The sequence below is a fragment of the Streptomyces sp. NPDC002144 genome (genome assembly GCF_053593695.1).
In genome coordinates this window covers 268,980-290,237 of record NZ_JBSFDB010000007.1, presented here as the reverse complement: position 1 = coordinate 290,237, position 21,258 = coordinate 268,980, and the positions used below count along the sequence as shown (strand labels likewise).

Annotated in this window: 24 protein-coding genes and 1 pseudogene; 12 read left to right on the top strand and 13 right to left on the bottom strand. The window is 71.2% G+C overall.

Going from position 1 to position 21,258, the window contains the following annotated elements:
* Nucleotide 1 precedes the first annotated feature (1 nt).
* Nucleotides 2-640 carry a hypothetical protein gene (locus tag ACWCQ1_RS13720; protein ID WP_133045685.1) on the top strand — a complete coding sequence of 213 codons (639 nt, stop codon included), beginning with the start codon at nucleotides 2-4 and terminating at the stop codon, nucleotides 638-640.
* On the opposite strand, the gene ACWCQ1_RS13715 is transcribed toward ACWCQ1_RS13720, so the two are convergent.
* Nucleotides 637-1,137 carry a hypothetical protein gene (locus ACWCQ1_RS13715; protein WP_133045684.1) on the bottom strand — a complete coding sequence of 167 codons (501 nt, stop codon included), beginning with the start codon at nucleotides 1,135-1,137 and terminating at the stop codon, nucleotides 637-639. The genes ACWCQ1_RS13720 and ACWCQ1_RS13715 overlap by 4 nt on opposite strands.
* Before the next feature lie 37 nt (nucleotides 1,138-1,174).
* Between ACWCQ1_RS13715 and ACWCQ1_RS13710 the strand changes: the two genes are divergently transcribed.
* Nucleotides 1,175-2,575: a M1 family metallopeptidase gene (locus ACWCQ1_RS13710; protein WP_451026525.1), complete on the top strand. Its 1,401-nt coding sequence runs from the start codon at nucleotides 1,175-1,177 to the stop codon at nucleotides 2,573-2,575.
* Nucleotides 2,576-2,598: 23 nt separating this feature from the next.
* Here ACWCQ1_RS13710 and ACWCQ1_RS13705 read toward each other — a convergent pair whose 3' ends face one another.
* The 4 genes from ACWCQ1_RS13705 to ACWCQ1_RS13690 all read right to left on the bottom strand — a co-directional run bounded on the left by ACWCQ1_RS13705 (nucleotide 2,599) and on the right by ACWCQ1_RS13690 (nucleotide 5,198).
* Nucleotides 2,599-3,570 carry a GNAT family N-acetyltransferase gene (locus tag ACWCQ1_RS13705; RefSeq protein ID WP_451026524.1) on the bottom strand — a complete coding sequence of 324 codons (972 nt, stop codon included), beginning with the start codon at nucleotides 3,568-3,570 and terminating at the stop codon, nucleotides 2,599-2,601.
* An 85-nt stretch (nucleotides 3,571-3,655) separates the two neighbouring features.
* Nucleotides 3,656-3,913, bottom strand: coding sequence for a hypothetical protein (locus tag ACWCQ1_RS13700; RefSeq protein WP_451026523.1), 258 nt, complete (start codon nucleotides 3,911-3,913; stop codon nucleotides 3,656-3,658).
* Nucleotides 3,910-4,257: a hypothetical protein gene (locus ACWCQ1_RS13695; protein WP_451026522.1), complete on the bottom strand. Its 348-nt coding sequence runs from the start codon at nucleotides 4,255-4,257 to the stop codon at nucleotides 3,910-3,912. Before ACWCQ1_RS13695 ends, ACWCQ1_RS13700 begins: the two co-directional genes overlap by 4 nt.
* A gap of 62 nt (nucleotides 4,258-4,319) precedes the next feature.
* The gene (locus ACWCQ1_RS13690) at nucleotides 4,320-5,198 is read right to left on the bottom strand and encodes a helix-turn-helix domain-containing protein (protein WP_451026521.1); all 879 of its coding nucleotides are present in this window, start codon (nucleotides 5,196-5,198) and stop codon (nucleotides 4,320-4,322) included.
* A 504-nt stretch (nucleotides 5,199-5,702) separates the two neighbouring features.
* Here ACWCQ1_RS13690 and ACWCQ1_RS13685 point away from each other — a divergent pair.
* Nucleotides 5,703-5,837 (top strand): hypothetical protein, encoded by a 135-nt coding sequence (locus tag ACWCQ1_RS13685; RefSeq protein ID WP_451026520.1) that lies wholly within the window; start codon nucleotides 5,703-5,705, stop codon nucleotides 5,835-5,837.
* 175 nt (nucleotides 5,838-6,012) lie between these two features.
* Here the strand turns inward: ACWCQ1_RS13685 and ACWCQ1_RS13680 are convergent.
* Nucleotides 6,013-6,431: pseudogene (locus ACWCQ1_RS13680) on the bottom strand (ATP-binding protein).
* A 144-nt stretch (nucleotides 6,432-6,575) separates the two neighbouring features.
* On the opposite strand from ACWCQ1_RS13680, the gene ACWCQ1_RS13675 reads away from it, so the two are divergent.
* Nucleotides 6,576-7,445, top strand: a complete 870-nt coding sequence (locus tag ACWCQ1_RS13675; protein WP_451026519.1) for a helix-turn-helix domain-containing protein — start codon at nucleotides 6,576-6,578, stop codon at nucleotides 7,443-7,445.
* The gene (locus tag ACWCQ1_RS13670) at nucleotides 7,442-7,645 is read left to right on the top strand and encodes a DUF397 domain-containing protein (RefSeq protein WP_358592282.1); all 204 of its coding nucleotides are present in this window, start codon (nucleotides 7,442-7,444) and stop codon (nucleotides 7,643-7,645) included. The genes ACWCQ1_RS13675 and ACWCQ1_RS13670 overlap by 4 nt, the downstream gene beginning before the upstream one ends.
* 61 nt (nucleotides 7,646-7,706) lie before the next feature.
* On the opposite strand, the gene ACWCQ1_RS13665 is transcribed toward ACWCQ1_RS13670, so the two are convergent.
* A complete protein-coding gene (locus ACWCQ1_RS13665) occupies nucleotides 7,707-8,282 on the bottom strand; it encodes a TerD family protein (protein WP_133045677.1) in 576 nt (191 codons plus the stop codon).
* Between the two features lie 183 nt (nucleotides 8,283-8,465).
* Between ACWCQ1_RS13665 and arfB the strand changes: the two genes are divergently transcribed.
* Both arfB and ACWCQ1_RS13655 read left to right on the top strand, forming a co-directional pair.
* Entirely contained in the window at nucleotides 8,466-8,897 is a 432-nt protein-coding gene (gene arfB / locus ACWCQ1_RS13660; RefSeq protein ID WP_133045676.1) for an alternative ribosome rescue aminoacyl-tRNA hydrolase ArfB, read from the top strand.
* A 122-nt stretch (nucleotides 8,898-9,019) separates the two neighbouring features.
* Entirely contained in the window at nucleotides 9,020-9,931 is a 912-nt protein-coding gene (locus ACWCQ1_RS13655) for a sigma-70 family RNA polymerase sigma factor (RefSeq protein WP_358592285.1), read from the top strand.
* Here ACWCQ1_RS13655 and ACWCQ1_RS13650 read toward each other — a convergent pair.
* Both ACWCQ1_RS13650 and ACWCQ1_RS13645 read right to left on the bottom strand, forming a co-directional pair.
* On the bottom strand, nucleotides 9,924-10,394 hold the full coding sequence (locus tag ACWCQ1_RS13650; RefSeq protein WP_358592288.1) for a GNAT family N-acetyltransferase: 471 nt from the start codon (nucleotides 10,392-10,394) through the stop codon (nucleotides 9,924-9,926). The genes ACWCQ1_RS13655 and ACWCQ1_RS13650 overlap by 8 nt on opposite strands.
* 56 nt (nucleotides 10,395-10,450) lie before the next feature.
* A complete protein-coding gene (locus tag ACWCQ1_RS13645; RefSeq protein ID WP_133045673.1) occupies nucleotides 10,451-11,035 on the bottom strand; it encodes a flavin reductase family protein in 585 nt (194 codons plus the stop codon).
* A 302-nt stretch (nucleotides 11,036-11,337) separates the two neighbouring features.
* Here ACWCQ1_RS13645 and cdgB point away from each other — a divergent pair, with 302 nt between their 5' ends.
* The gene (gene cdgB, locus ACWCQ1_RS13640; RefSeq protein ID WP_133045672.1) at nucleotides 11,338-12,993 is read left to right on the top strand and encodes a diguanylate cyclase CdgB; all 1,656 of its coding nucleotides are present in this window, start codon (nucleotides 11,338-11,340) and stop codon (nucleotides 12,991-12,993) included.
* A 131-nt stretch (nucleotides 12,994-13,124) separates the two neighbouring features.
* On the top strand, nucleotides 13,125-14,084 hold the full coding sequence (locus ACWCQ1_RS13635; protein WP_133045671.1) for a carbohydrate-binding protein: 960 nt from the start codon (nucleotides 13,125-13,127) through the stop codon (nucleotides 14,082-14,084).
* A 9-nt stretch (nucleotides 14,085-14,093) separates the two neighbouring features.
* Here the strand turns inward: ACWCQ1_RS13635 and ACWCQ1_RS13630 are convergent, their stop codons facing one another.
* From ACWCQ1_RS13630 to ACWCQ1_RS13620, 3 genes are all read right to left on the bottom strand, one after another.
* Complete coding sequence (locus ACWCQ1_RS13630) at nucleotides 14,094-15,023, bottom strand: 1-phosphofructokinase family hexose kinase (RefSeq protein ID WP_358592294.1); 930 nt, start codon at nucleotides 15,021-15,023, stop codon at nucleotides 14,094-14,096.
* Between the two features lie 87 nt (nucleotides 15,024-15,110).
* A complete protein-coding gene (nagA, locus tag ACWCQ1_RS13625) occupies nucleotides 15,111-16,256 on the bottom strand; it encodes an N-acetylglucosamine-6-phosphate deacetylase (protein ID WP_451026518.1) in 1,146 nt (381 codons plus the stop codon).
* Nucleotides 16,256-17,212 carry an ROK family protein gene (locus ACWCQ1_RS13620; RefSeq protein WP_451026517.1) on the bottom strand — a complete coding sequence of 319 codons (957 nt, stop codon included), beginning with the start codon at nucleotides 17,210-17,212 and terminating at the stop codon, nucleotides 16,256-16,258. Before ACWCQ1_RS13620 ends, nagA begins: the two co-directional genes overlap by 1 nt.
* A 110-nt stretch (nucleotides 17,213-17,322) precedes the next feature.
* On the opposite strand from ACWCQ1_RS13620, the gene ACWCQ1_RS13615 reads away from it, so the two are divergent.
* The 3 genes from ACWCQ1_RS13615 to otsB all read left to right on the top strand — a co-directional run bounded on the left by ACWCQ1_RS13615 (nucleotide 17,323) and on the right by otsB (nucleotide 19,823).
* The gene (locus tag ACWCQ1_RS13615) at nucleotides 17,323-18,588 is read left to right on the top strand and encodes an ABC transporter substrate-binding protein (protein ID WP_358592302.1); all 1,266 of its coding nucleotides are present in this window, start codon (nucleotides 17,323-17,325) and stop codon (nucleotides 18,586-18,588) included.
* A gap of 50 nt (nucleotides 18,589-18,638) precedes the next feature.
* Nucleotides 18,639-18,875, top strand: a complete 237-nt coding sequence (locus ACWCQ1_RS13610) for a DUF3263 domain-containing protein (protein ID WP_133045667.1) — start codon at nucleotides 18,639-18,641, stop codon at nucleotides 18,873-18,875.
* Between the two features lie 90 nt (nucleotides 18,876-18,965).
* Nucleotides 18,966-19,823 (top strand): trehalose-phosphatase, encoded by an 858-nt coding sequence (gene otsB, locus ACWCQ1_RS13605; protein WP_451026516.1) that lies wholly within the window; start codon nucleotides 18,966-18,968, stop codon nucleotides 19,821-19,823.
* Here otsB and ACWCQ1_RS13600 read toward each other — a convergent pair.
* Nucleotides 19,811-21,208: an alpha,alpha-trehalose-phosphate synthase (UDP-forming) gene (locus ACWCQ1_RS13600; RefSeq protein ID WP_451026515.1), complete on the bottom strand. Its 1,398-nt coding sequence runs from the start codon at nucleotides 21,206-21,208 to the stop codon at nucleotides 19,811-19,813. The two genes, otsB and ACWCQ1_RS13600, sit on opposite strands and share 13 nt — an antisense overlap.
* Between the last annotated feature and the right edge of the window lie 50 nt (nucleotides 21,209-21,258).

Genomic DNA, 21,258 nt, shown 5'->3' with positions numbered 1-21,258 from the left:
CGTGGGCAGTTTCTACGGCAACGTGGTGGTGGCGCGGCCGTGTGACGAGGTGGTGCCGCTGCTCGGCGGGGCGGGCATCCGGGGGTACGCGCTGCCGGTCGGGCCGGGACACACCGTCGTGTACCCGGACCCGGAGACGGACGCGCTCGACGTGGCGGGCCCGCTGAGCGGGCTGCTGGGGGTGCCGGCCCTGGGGGCGTACGTCTTCGACTCGGACGTACTGGTCATGCGGGTGTACGAGGACGGGCGGCTGAGGCACGAGTACGACTCGTGGCCGGGGTATTTCGGTGACACGGAGACCGGCGAGACGGAGACCGGCGAGGAGGAGAACCCGGTCGCCGACGACGATCCCGACGGTGGCGGGGGACACGCCGAGCCGGTCGGCGCCGATCCGGAGGCCTTCGTCCCGCTGGCCTTCGGCCCGGTGGACCGGGAGGCGCTGGAGTCCGTGCTGCGGGGCACCCCCCTCGACCCGGGGGACGGCGAGGACGGGCGGTACGTCTTCGCCAACACCCAGCACTACGACGCGATGCTGTGCCTGGGCCTGAACGCGTGCCGGCTGAGCACGGGCTACCGCTATCTGTCACTGGGCGGGCTGCCGCACGAGACGACGGCGGAGGAGCTGCTGCCGATCGGCTAGGAGATCCTCGGGAAGCGGGCCTGCAGGGTCCAGATCGCCGGGTTCTCGCCGAGGTCGTCGTGCAGGTCGACCAGGTCGGCGATCAGGTCGTGCAGGAAGTCCCGTGCCTCACGGCGCAGTTCGGAGTGGGAGAAGGTCAGCGGGGGTTCCTCGGCCGGCATCCAGTCGGCCTCGATGTCCACCCAGCCGAAGCGGCGCTCGAAGAGCATGCGGTCGGTGGACTCGGTGAAGTCCAGCTCGGCGTGCTGGGGCCGGGACGCCCGGGAGCCCGCCGGGTCCCGGTCGAGCCGCTCGACGATGTCGCACAGCGCCCACGCGAAGTCCAGCACCGGCACCCATCCCCAGGCTGTGGACAGTTCCCGGTCCTTGTCGGTGTCGGCGAGATAGACGTCCCCGCAGAACAGGTCGTGGCGCAGGGCGTGGACGTCCGCACGCCGGTAGTCCGTCTGCGGCGGATCGGGGAAGCGGTTGGAGAGGGCGTAGCCGATGTCGAGCACGTACGAGATGGTGTCACGCCGCCTTAGGATCACTGGGGTGCCCCGATCCGTACGTATCGTCCCCAGCGCCCTTCTCGCTCTCGCCCTCGCCCTGACCGCGTGCTCGGGCGGGGTCCACGGCACCCCCGGCGTCCCGGGTGTGCACGACCCGTACTTCCCGAAGGCGGGCAACGGCGGATACGACGTCGGCCACTACGACCTGCGGCTCGCCTACGACCCGCACGGCGCCGGCCGGCTGACCGGCACCGCGACCCTCACGGCCCGCGCCACCCAGAACCTCTCAGCGTTCGACCTGGACCTCAAGGGCCTGGACGTCCAGGAGGTCACCGTCGAGGGCCGCAGCGCCCGCTTCAACCGGGCCGGCCAGGAGCTCACCGTCCGCCCGCACGACGACCTGGACGACGGGGAGACCTTCCGCGTCACCGTCCGCTACTCCGGCACCCCGCAGGCCGTCACCGACCCCGACGGCTCCCAGGAGGGCTGGCTGCCCACCACGGACGGCGCCCTGGCCCTCGGCGAGCCGACGGGCGCGATGGCGTGGTTCCCCGGCAACAACCACCCGTCCGACAAGGCGGCGTACGACATCGCGGTGACCGTGCCGAAGGGTCTGCGGGCCGTGTCCAACGGGGAGTTGACCGGCGAGACGACCACCGGGGACCGTACGACCTTCACCTGGCACACGCCCGAACCGATGGCGAGCTACCTCGCCACGGTCGCCGTCGGCCACTACGACATCAGCCGCTCCACGATCGGCAAGGACCGGCTGCCCGTGTACGTCGCCGTGGACCCGACACAGGCGAAGGCGAGCCGCGAGGTGCTCGCGCAGCTGCCCGAGATCATCGAGTGGGAGGAGTACAACTTCGGCCCGTACCCCTTCTCCTCCACCGGCGCGATCGTCGACGACGCGAAGGACGTCGGCTACGCCCTGGAGACGCAGAACCGGCCGGTGTTCCCCTCCGCCCCCGACACCGGCACGCTCGTCCACGAACTGGCCCACCAGTGGTACGGCGACTCCGTGACGCCGAAGAGCTGGCGGGACATGTGGCTGAATGAGGGCTTCGCGACCTACGCCGAGTGGCTGTGGGACGAGGACCACGACGGCGACACCGCCCAGCAGACCTTCGACGCGCTCTACGCCCACGGCGAGGACGACCACCCCGGTCTGTGGTCCTTCCCGCCCGCCGAGCCGAGCGGCGCCGCCCACATCTCCGACGCCCCGGTCTACGAACGCGGCGCGATGGTCCTGCACAAGATCCGCCAGACGGTCGGCGACGACACCTTCTACGACATCATCCAGGGCTGGGCCGTCGCCCACCGCCACGGCAACGCGGACACGGCGGACTTCACGGCGTACGTCGAGAAGGCGGCCCCGGACAAGGACTTCGCCCCCATCTGGAAGCAGTGGCTGTACGGCGAGGGCAAGCCGGCCCACCCGTGAACGGCGCCCGTCACACCCGCCGGTCAGGCCCCGTCCCGCTCGTCCATCCCATCCACCCCATCCACCCCGTCCAGCAGTCGGGCCAGTCCCGGTGGCCATACCGGCTCGCGTTCCTCCTTGAGTTCCCGGCGGGTCCACCAGCGCCAGGACAGGATGCCGTCCTGGGCGTGGGCCGCGGTGAGGTGGGGGCCGGTGGGGTCGCGGTGGGGGCCGTGGGTGACGTAGATGGTGTCGTGCTGGCGGACGGGCACGTCGAAGCGGGTGAAGTCGTGTTCCCAGGTGCAGAGGAAGGGGCCCGGTTCGAGGTCGGTCCAGCCCGTCTCCTCGCGGAGCTCGCGCAGGGCGCCCTCGCGTGGCGTCTCGTCCCCGTCGAGGCCGCCGCCGGGCAGCGCCCAGTGGATGCCGACCTCGGGGTTGTCGTAGCGGAAGAGGAGCACCGCGCCGTCGGGGTCGAGTACGGCGACCCGGGCCGCGCGGCGGGGTGTGCGCAGCACCTTGCGCAACACGGCGCAGGGACGGCCGTGTTGCAGGTCCCGCCGATGGCCGATCACCTCGTAACCGAGGGCGGTCCAGAAGGCGAGGCCCTTGGAATTGGCGTCGAGAACGGCGAGCCGTACGGCGGTGCGGCCCACCGCGCGGAAACGGTCCTCGACGAGCGACGCCAACCGCCGTCCGTAGCCGCGCCGTTGGACCCCGGCGTCCACCATCAGCAGCCCGATCCACGGGTCCGGGTCGGCCGGGTCGGGGTGGTGGGCCAGCGTGACGGCGATACCGACCAACACTCCCTCACTGCGGGCGAGCAGCACGTCGACGTCCGGATTCACCAGCTCGTCGGCCAGCGCGACCGCGACCTGCTCCGGCCGGATGTCGTCCGGGTCGGGAAAGTCACCGCTGAGGGCGTGGAACTCGCGGTTGGAGGTGTAGAGGGCGGCGAGTTCGGTGAGCAGCTCGGCGGGAAGGGCACCGTCCTTGGGCGAGAGCGGTTCGAGGAGCATGGCAGGACATTAGCGGGCGCGGTCGTCCGAGACGTCGGCCGGCGACACCGGGTAACGGGGGCGGTCGGGGGCTCGCGAGCTCGGCTCAGAACCCCAAGTGCGTGATCTGGACGACGTAGACGCGCTCGCTGCGCACGACGACCTGATACGTGAACATTCCACCCGGGACGGTGACATCGCCGCCCTTTGGGTCATGGCGTTGGTGGGCCCGGCCGTGGATGTGGAGAGCCTCGGCGGCTCTGACCAGTTCGTCCGCCATGCTCTCCACCTGGGCGAGAAATTCGGCGGGCGCGGTGCGGGCGGCCTCCTCCGCTCCGAAGGCGTACTCCCACTTCCAGCTCAACCGCGCACTGCCTTCATGGCTTCGTCGAGCACGGCGGTCAACTCCCTCAGAGCCTCCCTTGCGACGCCGGGATCCTCGTCCTCCAACGTGCTCTGCGCGCGCTCGAAACGAGCGGCCAGATCGGGACGGCGGGCAATCTCGATGTCGCGGGACCAAAGGAGGACCCAGCTCTGCACGGGGCTCAGTGACTCCCACTCCACGGCTTTGGCGAACGCCTCGTCCTTCGTGGCCTGCATCTCCTCCAGGCGGGCAGGAGCGACGACGGCGAGGGCCGCGCGCAGAGCGTCAGGGGTCTGCTCGGGGCGGGGGATCAGCTCGCCCCCGTGGTCGGCCAGTGTGCTCATGATGCCCTCCAGGAGTACCCCTGCCAGGGTATCCGGGCCGGACTGGGCGAGGGCTCGCATGTTCACACGGCTTCCGGGAGGTCGGATCGGCAGCCGCGGCAGCACCCGGGGGAGGGCGAGCGGAAGACGCGGTCGCAGCCGTCGCAGGTCTGGAAGGGGTGGATGGGTTCCGGGATGGGTGCGGCCGGGGGCCGGGGTGGTGGCAGGGGTGGTAGCTGGGCGGTCAGGCGGTGGGCGAGGAAGGCGGCGGGGCGGATCAGGGGTTCGTTCGGGAGGTTCTCGGTGAGGGCGTGGCGTACGGCGATGGGGGTGATGTCGCGTTCCAGCCAGGCGGCGACGCCCGGGGCGAGGTGCTCGGCGTCGGTGGCGGAGAGGAAGAGGCGGGGGTCGCGGCGGCGTAGGCCGGCAAGGACGTCGAGGGCCGTCTGGAGGAGGGCGGGGGCGGTGCATGCGGGTTGGGGTACGGCAGGGAGGCGCTTCTTGCGGGGAGGTGGTTTGTCCGGGGCGGCGGCCGTCGTACGGAGGGCGGGCCTGTTGGTGGTGGCGGCGGGGGCCGTGCGGTGTCCTGGACGGTTGCAGGAGACCGTGCGGGTGACGATGCGGCCGGTGGGGGTGCGTTCGCGGGTGCGGCGGAGGTAGCCGTGTGCTTCGAGTTCTTTCAGGGCGGCGGCGATACGGGTGGGGCCCTCGGGGAAGCGGTCGGCGAGGGTCTTGATGTCGATGGCGGTGCCCTGGCGCACCGACTGGATGTAGGTCGCCAGCCCGATGGCGAGGAGTGACAGTTCAGGGTGCTGGGCGAGGTGGTTGCCGATCACCGTGAAGTTCTCGGTGTGGCGGGCGTTGTCGTGGACGACGCCGGAGTGCGGTCGCGCGTGGGGGTGGTTTTTGCCCGGGATGCGGGACTGGGCGCGCGAGGGCGCGCTAGGGTTTTCCGTATCCATCGGGAAGCGTCCTTCTTCCTCGGTGGTCAGGCCCTCGCATTGGGATGCCAGTCCCGGCGGGGGCCGTCGCATGTCTGGGGTTGTGTCGTGGCGTGCGGTCTTGCTGCGGTGAGCGTAAGGCAGGCAACCGGTCCGAAATCCAGCCGAGTTGGGCATATTCACTCGCGGGAGTGAGTTTGCCCGGCGGGAGGGAGGGGTGGGGTTTGGTGGGGTGCTTTATCGCCAGTGGGTGGTTCATAGGGAGCGCAGGTCAGACCGGAGTGCGGGGGGTCGGGCTTCGGTGGTTCCGGGTGCCGCCGTGGCGTCCCCTGTGCTGTACTTGGGCACAAGGAGGGCCCCCACCCGGACCGGTTGTCCAGGCGGAGGCCCCAGCTCAGCAAGAGCGTGCCGGATGTCCCCAGGATCCGTGGGGATATCCGGCTACCTTCTGAGCCACCGATGCAGGTGGGCCCCCGCCGGAGCGCGAACTCCGAACGGGGGCCCGGCTCAACAGGAGCCTGTCGGATGTCCCCACGCCGTATGGGGATATCCGGCTACCTGCTGAGCCACCAGAGCAGCCACCTCCTCGCGCACTTCGCCGCCCGCTCCGGCAGGAGTCGGATCAGCCGCATGGCGATGGTCGGTTTCTGCTCCTCGTGACCGCCCATCAGGGGGCGTCCTCCCTTCGACGTGAGGCGGCCACTGCACGGTCCCGGGACCGCTCTCGTCGGGCCGGGCCCCGAAGAGGTGGGGCCCGGAGTGAAGGGAGGACGCACCCGTGGGGTGCGTCACGGTTCGATCTTACTCGCTGAACACACACGCTGTGACAATTCGTTCACGCATGGTGCGCAGCGCACTCCGCCCAGACCGTTTTGCGGGGCGGTCGGTCCCGGGTCACTCCCAGCGGTCGGCGAGAGCGTCCACGAGGAGCAGGCCCCGGCCGGACTCGCCATCGGGAGCGAGTGCTTGTGGGCGGGGCAGGCGGTCGCCCCGGGTGTCCGTGACCTCGATACGTAGGGTGGCGCCGACGACGTAGAGCAGGAGCTGGAAGTTCCGGCCGGGTACGCGGCCGTGGGTCGCGGCGTTGTTGGCGAGTTCGGCGACGATCAGCGCCGCCGGGTCCAACGGGAGTCCCCAGGCGCGCAGTTGCTCCGTTGCCAGCAGCCGGGCCAGGCGCGCTCCGCGTGGGGTGGGGGAGAGCAGGACGCTGAAACTGCGGATGGGGGTGGCGGTTTGCTGATTCACGTCACTCAGCGTGGCCACGTGCGCCTACCGTGAACAGTGACAACGCCGTTGCGTACGGTGACTGTCCGGAGCTTGTCCGCTGGTGTCCGGGCTGTCCGCGGCGGTTGTAGGGGTAGGGCGTCGGGAGGCGGCGACGTGGCGGAGGGGTGCGGTATGTCGGTGGACACGGGGCGGCTCAAGACCGAAGCGGACGAGCCGGGTTGGGAGGTGGACCCGGACGACGAGTGGGGTGTCGCCGTCATCGCCACGGTCGGCCGGCAGATCAAGCTGCGGCGGGAGGCCGTCGGCATGCGGGCCGCCGACTTCGGGACGGCGGTGGGGTACGGCGAGGATCTCGTCTACAAGATCGAGGGCGGCAAGCGGATTCCCCGACAGGAGTATCTGGACAGGGCCGACGAGGTGCTGGGCGCGGGTGGGCTGATCTCGGCGACCTGGGAGGACGTGAAGAAGGTCCGGTACCCGAAGAAGGTGCGGGAGCTGGGGAAGCTGGAGGAGAAGGCGGTCGAGTCCCAGCTGTACGACCCCCTGAACATCCACGGGTTGTTGCAGACGCCGGAGTACGCACGCGCGTTGCTGCTCATGCGGCGGCCCGCGTATATCGAGGACGAGGTGGAGCGCTTCATCGCCGCTCGCGTGGCCCGCAAGGCCGTGTTCGAGAGGGACCCGGCCCCCGAACTCAGCTTCGTCCTGGAGGAGTGGACGCTACGACGTCCACTCGGGGGGAGGCCGGTGCTGCGCCGTCAACTCGAACACCTCCTGGAGATCGGTCAGTTGCGCAACGTCGAGCTGCAGGTGATGCCCATGGACCGCGAGGAGCATGCCGGGCTGGCGGGCGGCATCGAGGTGTTGAAGTTCGAGGACGGGTCCGCAGTGGGACGTTCACCGGCGGTCTCGAACGGCCGGCCGGTCACGGATGCCAAGCAGCTCCGTATCCTTGAACTGCGGTATGGCATCATCCGGGCTCAGGCGTTCACCCCGCGTGAGTCGGCCGCCTTCATCGAACAACTGCTGGGGGAGACATGATCCGCAACGCCTCGGCCGGGGAGCCCTCCGAGCCGGCGTGGTTCAAGAGCAGCTACAGCAGCAGCAGCGAAGGCGACTCCTGCGTCGAGGTCGCCAGCACCCCCGTCGCCATCCACGTCCGCGACTCCAAGCAGAACACCACGGGCCCCCGCCTGACCTTCACCCCCACCACCTGGACCGCCTTCGTGTCCCAGGCATGACGCCGGAGCCCCCGGCCGCGGCGAACCGCAGCCAAGGGGCTCCCGCTCAGCGCAGCGTGCGTCAGACGTTGACGCCGAAGTCCTGGGCGATGCCGACCAGGCCGGACGCGTAGCCCTGGCCGACCGCGCGGAACTTCCACTCCGCGCCGTTGCGGTACAGCTCGCCGAAGACCATCGCCGTCTCCGTGGCCGCGTCCTCGGAGAGGTCGTAGCGGGCGATCTCGGCGCCGCCGGCCTGGTTGACGATGCGGATGTAGGCGTTGCGGACCTGGCCGAAGTTCTGCGAGCGGGTCTCCGCGTCGTAGATGGAGACCGGGAAGACGATCTTGTCGATGTCGGCCGGCAGGGCCGCCAGGTTGACGTTGATCGCCTCGTCGTCGCCCTCGCCCTCACCCGTGCGGTTGTCGCCGGTGTGGACGATGGTGTTGTCCGGGGTCTGCTTGTTGTTGAAGAAGACGAAGTGGGCGTCCGAGTAGACCTTGCCCTGCGCGTTGACAGCGATCGCGGAGGCATCGAGGTCGAAGTCCGTGCCGGTGGTGGTGCGGACGTCCCAGCCGAGGCCCACGGTGACGGCGGTCAGGCCCGGAGCCTCCTTGGTGAGCGAGACGTTGCCACCCTTGGACAGGCTTACAGCCATGGTTGGGAGTCCTTTCCCTCGTGTGCGTACGGCGCGGTACCGCGTACGGGCTTGAAGCTACAGCTACCCGTATGAACGCCACGAGGGGTACGGAAGGTTCCAGCTCCCTTTACTTTCTTTACCGAACTTCGGGTGAACGTTAATCGCGTGACGTGTGCCGGTCAGACGCGCGACCATGGGGACATGTCCGGTCCCTACCTCATCCGCGGCTCCGTCTCGCTCCCCGAGGCCGAGCTCATGTGGCGTTTCTCGCGGTCGTCGGGGCCGGGAGGCCAGCACGTCAACACCAGTGACTCCCAGGTGGAGCTGCGCTTCGACCTGGCCAACACGGAGGCGCTGCCCGAGGTGTGGAAGGCGCGGGCGCTGGAGCGGCTGGCCGGCCGGCTGGTCGACGGCGGCGTGGTCGTCGTACGCGCGTCCGAGCATCGCTCGCAGTGGCGCAACCGTGAGACCGCCGCCGTACGGCTGGCCGCCCTGCTCGCCGAGGCCACCGCGCCGCCGCCGAAGCCGCGCCGGCCCACCCGGATTCCCCGCGGGATCAACGAGCGGCGCCTGCGGGAGAAGAAGCAGCGGTCCGAGACCAAGCGGGGGCGGTCCGGCCGGAACTGGGGGTAGGGCCCCGGGCGGGAGAAGCGTGCAAGGGTGCTTGGCGCATTCGTAGAACGTCCTCTGTCACATCCAGGCCCCTCCGTCCGTCATGTCGTCGACAAGGGACCGGGGTGTGAGGAGTGACGAGTATGGACGCCAGCGAATTTCCCGCGGGGGCGGCCGGTAATGCGGAGGCCGGTAATGCGGCCGGGAATGAATTCCTCGCCCGGCGCTTCGAATCACACCGAAGTCATCTTCGGGCCGTCGCCTACCGCATGCTCGGGTCGGCCGCCGAAGCCGACGACGCCGTGCAGGAGGCCTGGTTCCGGCTGAGCCGTACCGACGCCGGGCGGGTGGACAACCTCGGCGGCTGGCTGACGACCGTGGTGGGCCGGGTCTGCCTGGACATGCTGCGCTCGCGCAAGTCCCGCGCGGAGGAGCCGCTGGAGACGCACGCGCGCGTGGCGGAGGTCTCGGCCGCCGACCCCGAGCGGGACGCGCTGCTCGCCGACTCCGTGGGCGTCGCGCTGCTGGTCGTCCTGGAGACGCTGACGCCCGCGGAGCGGCTGGCGTTCGTGCTGCACGACCTGTTCGCGGTGTCCTACGAGGAGGTCGCGGACATCGTCGGGCGCAGCCCCGTGGCGGCGCGGCAGCTGGCCAGCCGGGCGCGTCGGCGGGTGCAGGGCGCGCAGGCTCCGGACGCCGACCGGGTACGGCAGCGGAGGGTCGTGAACGCCTTTCTGGCGGCCGCGCGGGAGGGTAACTTCGAGGCGCTGGTGGAGCTGCTGGACCCCGACGTCGTCGCCCGCACCGAGGTGGGTGTGACCACCGGCGCGGCCGCGGTGGCCAAGGGCGCCTCCAGCTTCCGGCACTTCGGCTACTTGGCCCGCCCTGCCGTGGTCGGCGGCCGTACGGGCCTCGCGGTGTACGTGGAGGGGCAGCTGGACCGTACGCTCGCCTTCACGTTCGTACGGGACCGGATCGCGGTGATCGACATCGTGACGGACCGCTCGCGCGTGGCGGAGCAGGACGTCGAGCTCGCGGAAGAGGGTCCTAGGTGAGGTCCAGCACACCGACGGTCTGGCCGCCGCTCGTCTCGCCCGTGGTGCGGAAGCCGAGGCCCAGGTAGAAGCCCTCCGGGCCGTCGGGGCCGGGGTGCCATGTGACATAGCACTGTTTCCCGCCCCGGCGGCGGATCTCCTCGGCCACCGACGCGACCGCGAACCGCCCGTACCCGCGCCCCTGTTCACCGGCCGCGATGTTCAGCCGCCACAGGCCCGAGCGGAAGAGCGTGCCGTCCTGGTTCCAGTCGATGTCGAAGAAGGCCATCAGGAAGCCGACGGCCCGGTCACCGTCGACGATCAGCCGGGGCCAGGCGACGTCCGGGGGACGGACGTAGGCCTCGGCGAGGGAGTGGGCGACGGGCGCGACCGCGTGTTCCTGGTCGGGCCGGACGCGGACGGCGAGGGCGGCCTCCAGGTTGGTGGTGGTGATCTCTTCGAGGAGGGGGCCGGTCGTCGTCATGCGCGCACCCTAGGAGCGGGCCACGCGCGCGTGCCACGGATTTTGCGTGCCGCGGGTCAGCCCAACTGCCGGTAGCGCCCCCGGAAGTACGTCAGCGGCCCCCCGTCCGCGCTCGGTACGTCCGCCGTCAGGACGCGGCCGATCACCAGGGTGTGGTCGCCGGCGATCACCCGCTGCTCGGTGCGGCACTCCAGGGTCGCCAGGGCGCCGCCCACCAGGGGCGCCCCGGTCGCCTTGCCGCGGACGTACGGGATGTCCTCGAAGAGCAGCCGGTCGCTGATGCGGCCCTTCATGGCGAAGCGGCCGGCGATGTGGCGCTGGCTCTCGGAGAGGACCGAGACCCCCCACAGGGGCTGTTCGTCGAGCAGGTCGTCCATGCGGGCACCGGTGCGCAGGCTGACCAGCACCAGGGGCGGGTCGAGGGAGACCGACAGGAAGGCCGTCGCCGTCATGCCGACGTCCTCGCCGGCCGGCGCCGACGGGTCGTCGGGGTCCAGCGGCGGCTCCTGCGCGGTCACCAGGACCACGCCCGCGGCCAGCCGGGACATGGCGGCGCGGAACTCGTCGTTGCTCACCCCCTCAGCATGCCCGGCGGGCGACGGGACAGTGATCGGGGACGTGGCAAGGGATGTGTTCGGCACGCTCGAAACGCTAATCTCCCGTCGCCGCCGGCCGCATCGGGCGTCGGGCCGAGGCCGGACCTAGGACCAGCGGCGGAGTTCGCCACATAACCAAAGTTCGCGTCCAGTAAACGCACAGGAAAAACGCAGAAACCCCACTCAATTGTTCATCTTTCGCTGTGACTTGAGTCACAAGAGGCGGGAATTGTTGACCCTGTGTACCGAGTGGGCAGCGCGCTGTGATTCAGTGGCGGGGAAGCTGCCAGAACGATACGCCGATGAGAACCCTTGATTCGCTGCGAGGTCTCGGGGGGAGGGCGAGTATGGAGACCGAGTCGGAGCCCTACGTCCGTCTTGCGACTCTGCGACAACTGCACCAGGTCATGGCCGATATGAACACGGCCCGCAGCCTGGCGGACACACTGCAGACCGTCGCCGACGGTGTGGTCAACGGCCTCGGTTACGAGCTGGCGTGCGTCAACCTGGTCCGCCCCGACGGCGACCTCGTCGTCGCCGCCTTCGCCGGCAACGCCGCGGCCGAGGCGCTGATCACCGGCCGGGTCGGCTCCCGCGAATCCTGGGAGCGCCGCCTGACCATGGGTGAGCACTGGGGCGACCTGGTCTTCATACCGCACACCGAGGGCTGGGTCCTCGACGACGACGACGTCCCGCAGTGGTACACCGACGGGCCCGCGCCCCGCTTCGAGGACGAGTGGCACCCCGCCGACCGGCTGTTCGCGCCCATGTACACACCCGGCGTGCCGGGCGGCTCCTGCGGTGAGCTGATCGGCGTGCTGTCCGTGGACCGCCCGCGCAACGGCCGCCGGCCGGGCGCATGGGGACGCGAAGCGCTCCAGATGTACGCGTTCCAGGCCGCGATAGCGATCAGCAACGCCCGGCTGCGCGCCAACATGCAGCGTGCACTGGTCAGGCTCGAAAGGGAGCAGCAGGCCCTCAGGGCGAGCGAGGAGAGCTTCCGGCAGGCCTTCGAGTACGCCCCCTCGGGCATGGCCATCGCCGAGATGGGCGGCGACCAGCACGGGCGAATACTGCGCACCAACGACGCCCTGTGCCGGCTGCTCGGCCGCCCCGCCTCCGCAATGCGCCGTTACTCCTTCTCCGACCTCGTCCACCCCGAGGACATAGGCACCCTGCTGCGGACCTCCGCCGAGGGCGGGCGCGCGGAGCTGCGCCTCGGCCGCCGGGACGGCACCTACGTCTGGGTCTCCCTGCGCAACTCCGTCGTCGCGGACGCCGCCGACGGCCCCCGCTTCCTGCTCACCCACGTCGAGGACATAGAGGAGCGCAAGCGCCGCGAGCTGCATCTCGCCCACCGCGCCTCCCATGACTCCCTCACCGGCCTGCCGAACTCCGCCGAGCTCCGCTCGCGCCTGTCCTCCCGGCTCTGTCAGCGGGCCGCCCACCCGGGCGCCCTGGAGTCCCTGGACGCGGCCTACGGCCACCCGGCCTTCGACGCCAACGGCCACGGCTTCGACTTCCGGCCGGGCGGTGCCGAGATGTTCGACGGCTACGACCACCATGTGCACACCGTCGCCCCCGAGGGCGAGCGCGACGACGGCACCAAGGGGCTCGCGGTGCTCTTCTGCGACCTCGACGGCTTCAAGTCGATCAACGACCGGTTCGGGCACAACGCGGGCGACGCGGTGCTCATCGAGGTCGCCCGGCGGCTGTCCCGGGGGGTGCGCGACGGTGACACCGTGGCGCGTCTCGGCGGCGACGAGTTCGTGGTGCTCGCCGACGGGCTCGGCCGGGCCGACGCCCAGGACCTCGCCGTACGGCTGCGCAACGAGATCATCCAGCCCATCCGGGTCGACGGGCGGGCCATGCGGGTGGGCGCCAGCTTCGGCATCGGATGGGCACACTGCGGCATGACCGCGGACGAAGTGTTGAAGTCAGCCGACGAGCGGATGTACGTAGAGAAACGATCTCGTCCCAAACAGCACAGACGAGCGGGATGATCCCCAGGTCAGGGGGCACATCCGCGGGACGATGCGATCCGAGTCACCCGTTTGGGGCATGGAGAGCGGGTAGGCTCGCCATCCTGACCCCACGTATCGCACCGACCCGCACCCGCTAGGAGCACCAAGGGATGACGTCCGGCCACAACGGCGCCAGCACGCCCGAGGACGACGACCCGTTCGGCTACCTCTACGCCGATGGGCAGGCCAATGGCGCCCAGCCGCCGTCCGGTGGCGGTGGCTACGGCTACCCGGGCTCGGTCAACCGGACGCGCGCGGTCGGCCAGCGGCAGTACGGCCAGCCGGCTCCGACGCAGCAGCAGACCGCCGCGTACGGTCAGGTGCCGCAGCAGCAGGGTGCGTACGGCCAGCCGAGCGCCCACTACGCGGCTCCCGAGACCTTCCCCGGCGGCGGCACCCCGACGGCCCCGCAGCAGCCGGCGTCCCGGGGCGGGGGCGGTGGCCGCAGCGGTGGTCCCAACACCAAGGGGCTGCTGATCGGCGCGATAGCGGTGGTCGCCGCGGTGGTCATCGGCATCGGCGTGGCGATCATGGGCGGGGACGACTCGGACAACAAGGCGAGCGGCGGCTCCACGCCGACGACGTCCACGTCCCAGAGCGCCCAGCCGAGCCGGTCGGCCAGCGCCAGCGCGGCAGCGGACCTTCCCAAGACCGACGCCAAGGACCTCCAGCTGGGGGGTGGCGCGACGGTCGCGTCGGACGTCGAGGGCGCGAAGTCGGACGGCGGCAGCTATGTCACCAACCTGAACAACCAGGGCGCGTCGGCCACATGGACGATCGACGGCATCCCCAAGGCGGGTGTCTACACCGTCTTCGCATACTTCAGCGCGGCCGGCGAGGACCAGTCGATGACGCTCAGCGTCAACGGCAAGACCTTCGGAAGCAAGCTGAACCTGGGCAACTTCGCGCACGCCAAGGACGGCGACTTCGCGCACGGCTGGACCAAGACCTACGCCTGGCCCTCCCTCAAGCAGGGCACCAACACGATCACGCTCTCCTGCCAGGCCGGCGACAAGTGCAACGTCCTGCTCGACCAGTTGTGGCTGAAGGCGGGCCAGGTCAAGAACTAGCGGCCGGGATCAGGCCGCGGTGACCTCGCCCGTCACCGCGACCCGCCCCACCAGTTCCTCGTAGGCCGCGCGGTCGAACTCGCCGGCCACGGGGGCCAGTACCGTCGCCGCTGACAGGGCGACCGCTCGGGACAGGCGGGCCGGCCAAGGGAGTTGTTCGACCAGGCCGGACAGGAGGCCCGCCACCGCGGAGTCGCCCGCGCCTGTCGGGTTGCCGTGGAGGTGGGTCGGTGGGGTGGCTCGCCAGCGGCCCTCGGGGGTGGCCGCGAGGAGGCCGTCCGAGCCGAGTGAGGTGACGACCGCCGTCGCTCCTCGTCGGCGGGCGTCCTGCGTGGCGCGCAGCGGTTCGTGGGAGCCGGTGAGTTCGGCCAGTTCGTCGGCGTTCGGTTTGATCAGGTCGGGGCGGGCGGCCACCCCCCGCCGCAGGGGCTCGCCGCTCGTGTCGAGGAGCACCGGAACGCCCGCCGCCCGGGCCAGACGGACCAGGACGGCGTACGCCCCCACCGGCACCCCCGGCGGCAGGCTGCCGCACAGGGCCACCGCCGACATGGAGGACAGCAGGTCCTCGTACACGTCCTGGAAGGCCGACCACTCGGCGGGTGTGACCGTCGGGCCCGGTTCGTTGAGCTGGGTCGTGTCACCGGAGGTCGTGTCGACGACGGCGATCGTGCGCCGGGTCGGGCCGGCGACCGGGACGAGGGCGTCCACCAGTGCGGGCGTGGCCGTCAGTTGTTCCCGCACCGTGCGGCCGGTCGCACCGCCCGTGAAACCGGTGACCGTCACCTCATGGCCGAGGGCCGCCAGCACCCGGGCCACGTTCAGGCCCTTGCCGCCGGGGCGTTCCGTCACGTCGGTCACCCGGTGCGAGGAGTGCGGACGCAGCGCCCGGACGCGGTACGTGATGTCGAGAGCGGTGTTCAGCGTGACCGTGAGGATCACCTGGGCCGACCTCCCCCGGAGAAAGACATGCAGAACGTGGTCGTCCTATTTTCACAGGACGACCGTCGCTCTCAACAGCCGGACACATCACCCCAGTTGCGGATCGACCACCCATTCACCCCGGCGCATCACGCCCTTGAGGTCGAATTGATGGTCAAGAACCACCAGGTCGGCGTCCTTGCCGGCCTCCAGCGAACCGATCCGGTCGTCCATGCCGAGCAGCCGGGCCGGGTTCGCCGAGATCGCGGCCACCACGTCCTCGACGGACAGCCCGTCGACCGTGACCGCCCGCTTGAACGCACGGTCCAGCGTGAGCGTCGACCCGGCGATGGAGCCGCCCTCCACGAGCCGCGCCACGCCTTCGCTGACCTCGACCTCCAGGGGGCCGAGCATGTAGCGCCCGTCGCCGAAACCGGCCGCGTCCATCGCGTCCGTGATGAAGGCGACCCGGCCCGCGCCGGCGTGGTGGAAGGCCAACTGGAGCGAGGCCGGATGCAGATGGGTCCCGTCGTCGATGAGCTCGACCGTGATCCGCTCGTCCTCCAGAAGGGCGGTGATCGGGCCCGGGGCACGGTGCCCGATCTGCGGCATCGCGTTGAACAGGTGCGTCGCGACCGTCGCCCCCGCGTCGATCGCCTCCACGGTCTGCTCGTACGTGGCGTCCGTGTGACCGATCGCCGCGATCACCCCCTGCTCGGCGAGCAGCCGTACGGAGTCGATGCCGCCGGGCAGTTCGGTCGCGAGGGTGACCATCTTCGCCTTGCCGCGCGCGGCGTCGACCAGCTTGCGGACCGCCGCGGGGTCGGGGTCGCGCAGCAGCTCCTCGGAGTGGGCGCCCTTGCGGCAGGGCGAGATGAAGGGCCCCTCGAAGTGGATGCCGGCGACGTCACCCTGCTCGGCGAGCTCGCTCAGCAGCCCGGCCCGCTGGGCGAGGAAGTCCATGTCGCCGGTGACCGTCGAGGCCACGAGGGTGGTCGTGCCGTGCAGCCGGTGGGTGTGGATGCCGTGCAGCACCTCGTCGACCGTGCCCGAGGTGAAGGACGCCCCACCCCCGCCATGGTTGTGGATGTCGACGAACCCCGGCACCAGCCAGTGGCCCGAGACGTCGACGACCTCGGCGTTCTCCGCAGCCGTGGCCGCGATCCGCGTGTCCTCGACGACGACACGGCCGTCCTGGACGACCCCCGTGGGCAGCACCACCCGGGCACCGGCGAGAACCTTGGTAGAACCCATCAGGTGGTTACCTCCGTGCGGTCGGTTGTGGTGCGGTCGGTTGTGTCGAGGAGATCCCAGGCCAGCAGCCCGGCACCGAGACAGCCCGCCGCGTCCCCCAGCGCCGCGGGGACGATCGACGGCAGCTTCTGGAAGGTCACCCGGCGCCCGACCGCCTCCCGCAGTGGTGTGAACAGGGTTTCCCCCGCCTCCGCGAGCCCGCCGCCGATGATCAGCGTGCGCGGGTCCAGCAGGGTGAGGGCCGTGACCAGGCCGTCGGCGAGCGCGTCGACCGCCTCCTGCCAGACGCGGACGGCGTTCGGATCGCCGGACGCGACGGCCTTCGCGCAGTCGGCGGCGTCCGCGCCGGGGTCACCGCTGGCGGCGGCCCAGGCCTCGCTGACGGCCGCCGCGGAGGCGTACCGCTCCAGGCAGCCGACCTGACCGCACGGACAGGGGGCGCCCCCGGGCCGTACGACGATGTGACCGATCTCGCCCGCGAAGCCGTGCGCGCCCGCCTCCACCCGGCCCGCGATGCCGATGGCGCCCGCGATGCCGGTGCCGAGGGGGACGAAGAGGAAGCGGTCCGCGCCCCGGCCCGCGCCGATCCGGCCCTCCGCGAGCCCGCCGGTGCGCACGTCGTGGCCGAGGGCGACGGGCACGCCGAGCCGCCGGGACAGCAGGTCGCGCAGGGGTACGTCCCGCCAGCCGAGGTTGGCCGAGTACGCGGCCACGCCCCGCGGCTCGTCGACGATGCCCGGGACGGCCACGCCGGCCGCGGTGGCGGGTTCGCCGAAGCGGTCGGCGCCGTGGGCGCGCAGCTCGGCGGCGAAGTCGAGGATGCCCTCGACCACGGCGTCCGGGCCGCGTTCGCGTCCGGTCGCCCGGCGGGCCTGGTGCAGCAGCTCGCCGCCGGCGCCGACGAGCGCGGCCTTCATCCCGGTTCCGCCCACATCGAGGGCGATGACATGTCTCACGGGATGTAGTGTGACCCGCTGACCCACGAGAGGTCTAGTCCACTTACGTGGTGTAGACCTTAAAACGGTCCACATATTGAACGGCGAGACAGTTGGGGCGTGGCATAGCAGTGCAGCGACGCAGGACGGGAACGGCGGCGGCGGTCGCCGCGCTGGGCATGACGGCGGCCCTGAGCGGCTGCGGTGTCACCGGCGGTTCGGGAGACGTGACCCTGAGACTGGTCGCGGCGGACTACGGCGACTCCGCCGCCAACAGCTCGCAGAAGTACTGGGACCGGCTGGTCGAGGAGTACGAGGCGAAGCACGCCGGTGTGAAGATCGATGTCACCGTCTACTCCTGGAACGACGTCGACCGCAAGGTCAAGGAGATGGTCGACGACGGCAAGGCGCCCGACCTGGCGCAGATCGGCGCGTACGCCGACTACGCCGACAAGGGCCTGCTCTACTCGGCGGACGACCTGCTCTCCATCAGCACGCAGGCCGACTTCGCCTCCCAGCTGGCCACCGCCGGGCAGGTCAACAGCGTGCAGTACGGGATGCCGTTCGCGGCCTCCACCCGGCTGCTGTTCTACAACAAGACCCTCTTCAAGAACGCCGGGCTCAGCGCGCCGAAGACCTGGAAGCAACTCGCCGCCGACGCCGAGGTGCTCAAGGCGCGGGGCGTGACGTACCCGTACGCGCTGCCGCTCGGGCCGGAGGAGGCGCAGGCCGAGACCATGCAGTGGATGCTCAGCGGCGGGGGCGGCTACACCGACACCGTCGGCACGTACGGCATCGACTCGGCGGAGAACGTCGCCACCCTCAACTGGCTCAAGGACGACCTGGTCGGCAAGGGGCTGACCGGTCCGGTCGCGCCGGGCAAGCTCAACCGGGCCGACGCGTTCGCGGCCTTCGCGAAGGGGGAGGTCGGCATGCTCAACGGGCACCCCTCGCTGATGAAGATCGCCGCGAAGAAGGGCGTGAAGTTCGGCATGGTGCCGATGCCCGGCGCCGACGGGCCGAGCACGACCGCGATGGGTGTGGCCGACTGGATGATGGCCTTCAAGAAGAACGGCCACGCCGAGCAGGTCGGTGACTTCCTGGACTTCGTCTACAGCGAGAAGAACGTCCTCGCCTTCTCCCGCGAGTACGACCTGCTGCCGGTCACCAACTCCGCGTCCGACGCGATGAGCGGCGACCGGCGGGACGCCGCGCTCAAGCCGTTCCTGGACGAGCTTCCGCAGTCCGAGCTGCCGCCGGTCGGCAAGACGTCCTGGGCGGCGGTCAGCGCGGCGGTCAAACAGCGCATAGGCCAGGCGGTCGCCCCGAACGGCAGCCCGGCGGCCGTCCTCGGTCAGCTGCAGTCCACGGCGACCAGGGCGGAGAGCTCCGACTAGGCACCGCCGGCCGGGGGTGGCTGTCAGTGGCGGGCGCTACGGTTCGTCGCATGGACCGGGAAGAGCAGCTGGGGGAGCGGGAGCGGGCCGTCCTCGCCCTGGAGCGCCGGGGTTTCACGGGCCCCGGCGCGAAGGAGCGGGCGATACGGGAGGAGCTGGGGCTCGCCCCGGTCCGCTACTACCAGCTGCTCAACGCCCTCCTGGACGACGAGCGCGCCCTGGCCCACGACCCGGTGACGGTGAACAGACTGAGAAGGGTGCGCGAGCAGCGGCGCTCGGAACGCTGAGGGTTTCCGCACCCCCAGCCGACCCCAGCGACCGTTCTCCCGCACCCGCCGGCCGCGCATGTCTCGCCCCATCCCGGTTAGGGTCCCCGTATGGGCACCCACACGGACACGGATCCCCTGCCGACGCCTGTCACCCCGGCCGGGCGGGACGGGCTCGGTGCGATTCTCGCTGATCCCGGGAAGGCCGTGATCGGCCTTGACTTCGACGGGACGCTCGCCCCGATCGTCGCGGACCCCGAACAGGCCCGTGCCCACCCCGACGCCGTTCCCGCGCTGGCGCGGCTCGCCCCGAAGGTGGCCGCGGTCGCGGTCGTCACCGGGCGCCCGGCGGAGGTCGCCGTACGGCACGGCGGCTTCGCGGGCGTGCCGGGCCTCGAGCACCTGGTCGTCCTCGGCCACTACGGCGCCGAGCGCTGGGACGCGGTGAGCGGCGAGGTCACGGCCCCGCCGCCGCACCCCGGGGTCGCCGCCGTCCGCGCCGAACTGCCCGGGTTCCTCGACCGGGCCGGCGCGGGGCAGGCGCGGGGCACCTGGATCGAGGAGAAGGGCCGCGCGCTGGCCGTGCACACCCGCCGGGCGAGTGACCCGCAGGCGGCGTTCGAGGCGTTGCGCGGGCCGCTGGGCGACCTCGCGGCACGGCACGGCCTGATCGTGGAGCCCGGCCGGCTGGTCCTGGAACTCCGGCCCCCGGGCATGGACAAGGGCGTGGCCCTGAGTGAGTACGTCCGGGAGATCTCCGCCGAGGCCGTCCTCTACGGCGGCGACGACCTGGGCGACCTCCCGGCCTTCGGGGCGGTGGAGAAGCTGCGCTCCGACGGGATGCCCGGACTGCTGGTGTGCAGCGGGAGCGACGAGGTCACGGAGCTGAGGGAGAGGGCGGACCTGGTGGTCGACGGCCCGGCAGGGGTCGTACGCCTCCTGTCCGCCCTCGCGGTTCAACTCGGCTGATCCACCAGCGCGTTCAGCTGGTCCAGGAACCACTGCGCCGGCGGCAGCGCGGTGGCGGCCGCCACCAGCCGCTTGCTGCGCTCGGCCAGCTCCTCCGGCGGCAGGGTCAGCGCCGTGTGCAGCGCCTCCGCCGTGCCGATCACGTCGTACGGGTTCACCGTGATCGCGTCCTCGCCCAGCTCGGCGTAGGCGCCGGCCTCGCGGGACAGCACCAGGACGCAGCCGTCGTCGGAGACGACCGGAACCTCCTTGGCGACCAGGTTCATGCCGTCGCGGATGGGGTTGACGAGGGCCACGTCGGCCAGGCGGTAGGCGGCCAGCGAGCGCGCGAAGTCGTCCTTCACGTGCAGCGCGACGGGGGTCCAACCGGGCGTCCCGTACCGGGAGTTGATCTCCTCCGCGAGCCGCTGCACCGCGGCGGTGTAGTCGCGGTACACGGCGAGGTCCTGCCGCGAGGGGTAGGCGAAGGCCACGTGCACGACCCGCTCCCGCCACTCCGGGTGGTCGTCGAGCAGCTGCCGGTACGCCAGCAGCCCGCGCACGATGTTCTTCGACAGCTCGGTCCGGTCGACCCGCACGATCGTCTTCCGCCCGGCCCCGATCTCCTCCCGCAGGGCCGCCATCCGCTCGCCGACGTCGGCCTCGTGCGAGCGCCGGCGCAGGAAGTCCGCGTCCGCCCCGAGCCCGTGCACGCCGACCTCGGTGTTCCCGAGCCCGCCCACCAGTTCCGTACAGCACGCCGTGAAGGCGTCCGCCCAGCGCCGGGTCAGGAAACCGAGACGGTCGGCGCCGAGCATGCCGCGCAGCACCTGCTCGGCGATGTCGTCCGGCAGCATCCGGAAGTAGTCCACCGGCGCCCACGGCGTGTGCGAGAAGTGACCGATCCTGAGGTCCGGGCGCAGCTCACGCAGCATCCCCGGCACCAGCGTCAGGTGGTAGTCCTGCACCAGCACCGCGGCGCCCTCGGCCGCCTCCTCGGCCAGCGCCTCGGCGAACGCCCGGTTGTACGTCTCGTACGACGCCCACTGCCGCCGGAACTCCGCGTCGAAGACCGGCTCCAGCGGGGTCTGGTACAGCATGTGGTGGACGAACCAGAGCACCGAGTTGGCGATGCCGTTGTACGCGTCGGCGTGCACGTCGGCCGGGACGGCGAGCATGCGCACGCCCTCCTCGCCGACGCCCTGCCGTACCGCCTCCCGGTCGCCGTCGGACAGCGCGGAGCACACCCACAGGGCGCCCGCGTCGGGCCCGATCGCCGACAGACCGGAGACCAGCCCGCCGCCGCCCCGTTTGGCGGCCAGCGAGCCGTCCTCCTGTACCTCGTACGAGACCGGGCCGCGGTTGGACGCGACCAGCACCTGATGAGCGCCGTGCGTGGAAGCCATACGCCTCAACCTAGCCCGGCCCGGAAACACTCAAACGTATGGCCGGTTCA

What these genes read in the sequence shown, in the direction of transcription:
- ACWCQ1_RS13655 (WP_358592285.1), top strand. Translation starts at nt 9,020, where the DNA reads ATGGACGCCAGCGAATTTCCCGCGGGGGCGGCCGGTAATGCGGAGGCC.
- ACWCQ1_RS13685 (WP_451026520.1), top strand. Translation starts at nt 5,703, where the DNA reads ATGTCCCCACGCCGTATGGGGATATCCGGCTACCTGCTGAGCCACCAG.
- otsB (WP_451026516.1), top strand. Translation starts at nt 18,966, where the DNA reads ATGGGCACCCACACGGACACGGATCCCCTGCCGACGCCTGTCACCCCG.
- ACWCQ1_RS13610 (WP_133045667.1), top strand. Translation starts at nt 18,639, where the DNA reads ATGGACCGGGAAGAGCAGCTGGGGGAGCGGGAGCGGGCCGTCCTCGCC.
- ACWCQ1_RS13670 (WP_358592282.1), top strand. Translation starts at nt 7,442, where the DNA reads ATGATCCGCAACGCCTCGGCCGGGGAGCCCTCCGAGCCGGCGTGGTTC.
- ACWCQ1_RS13635 (WP_133045671.1), top strand. Translation starts at nt 13,125, where the DNA reads ATGACGTCCGGCCACAACGGCGCCAGCACGCCCGAGGACGACGACCCG.
- ACWCQ1_RS13705 (WP_451026524.1), bottom strand. Translation starts at nt 3,570, where the DNA reads ATGCTCCTCGAACCGCTCTCGCCCAAGGACGGTGCCCTTCCCGCCGAG.
- ACWCQ1_RS13650 (WP_358592288.1), bottom strand. Translation starts at nt 10,394, where the DNA reads ATGACGACGACCGGCCCCCTCCTCGAAGAGATCACCACCACCAACCTG.
- ACWCQ1_RS13600 (WP_451026515.1), bottom strand. Translation starts at nt 21,208, where the DNA reads ATGGCTTCCACGCACGGCGCTCATCAGGTGCTGGTCGCGTCCAACCGC.
- nagA (WP_451026518.1), bottom strand. Translation starts at nt 16,256, where the DNA reads ATGGGTTCTACCAAGGTTCTCGCCGGTGCCCGGGTGGTGCTGCCCACG.
- arfB (WP_133045676.1), top strand. Translation starts at nt 8,466, where the DNA reads ATGTCCGGTCCCTACCTCATCCGCGGCTCCGTCTCGCTCCCCGAGGCC.
- ACWCQ1_RS13695 (WP_451026522.1), bottom strand. Translation starts at nt 4,257, where the DNA reads ATGAGCACACTGGCCGACCACGGGGGCGAGCTGATCCCCCGCCCCGAG.
- ACWCQ1_RS13690 (WP_451026521.1), bottom strand. Translation starts at nt 5,198, where the DNA reads ATGGATACGGAAAACCCTAGCGCGCCCTCGCGCGCCCAGTCCCGCATC.
- ACWCQ1_RS13675 (WP_451026519.1), top strand. Translation starts at nt 6,576, where the DNA reads ATGTCGGTGGACACGGGGCGGCTCAAGACCGAAGCGGACGAGCCGGGT.
- cdgB (WP_133045672.1), top strand. Translation starts at nt 11,338, where the DNA reads ATGGAGACCGAGTCGGAGCCCTACGTCCGTCTTGCGACTCTGCGACAA.
- ACWCQ1_RS13665 (WP_133045677.1), bottom strand. Translation starts at nt 8,282, where the DNA reads ATGGCTGTAAGCCTGTCCAAGGGTGGCAACGTCTCGCTCACCAAGGAG.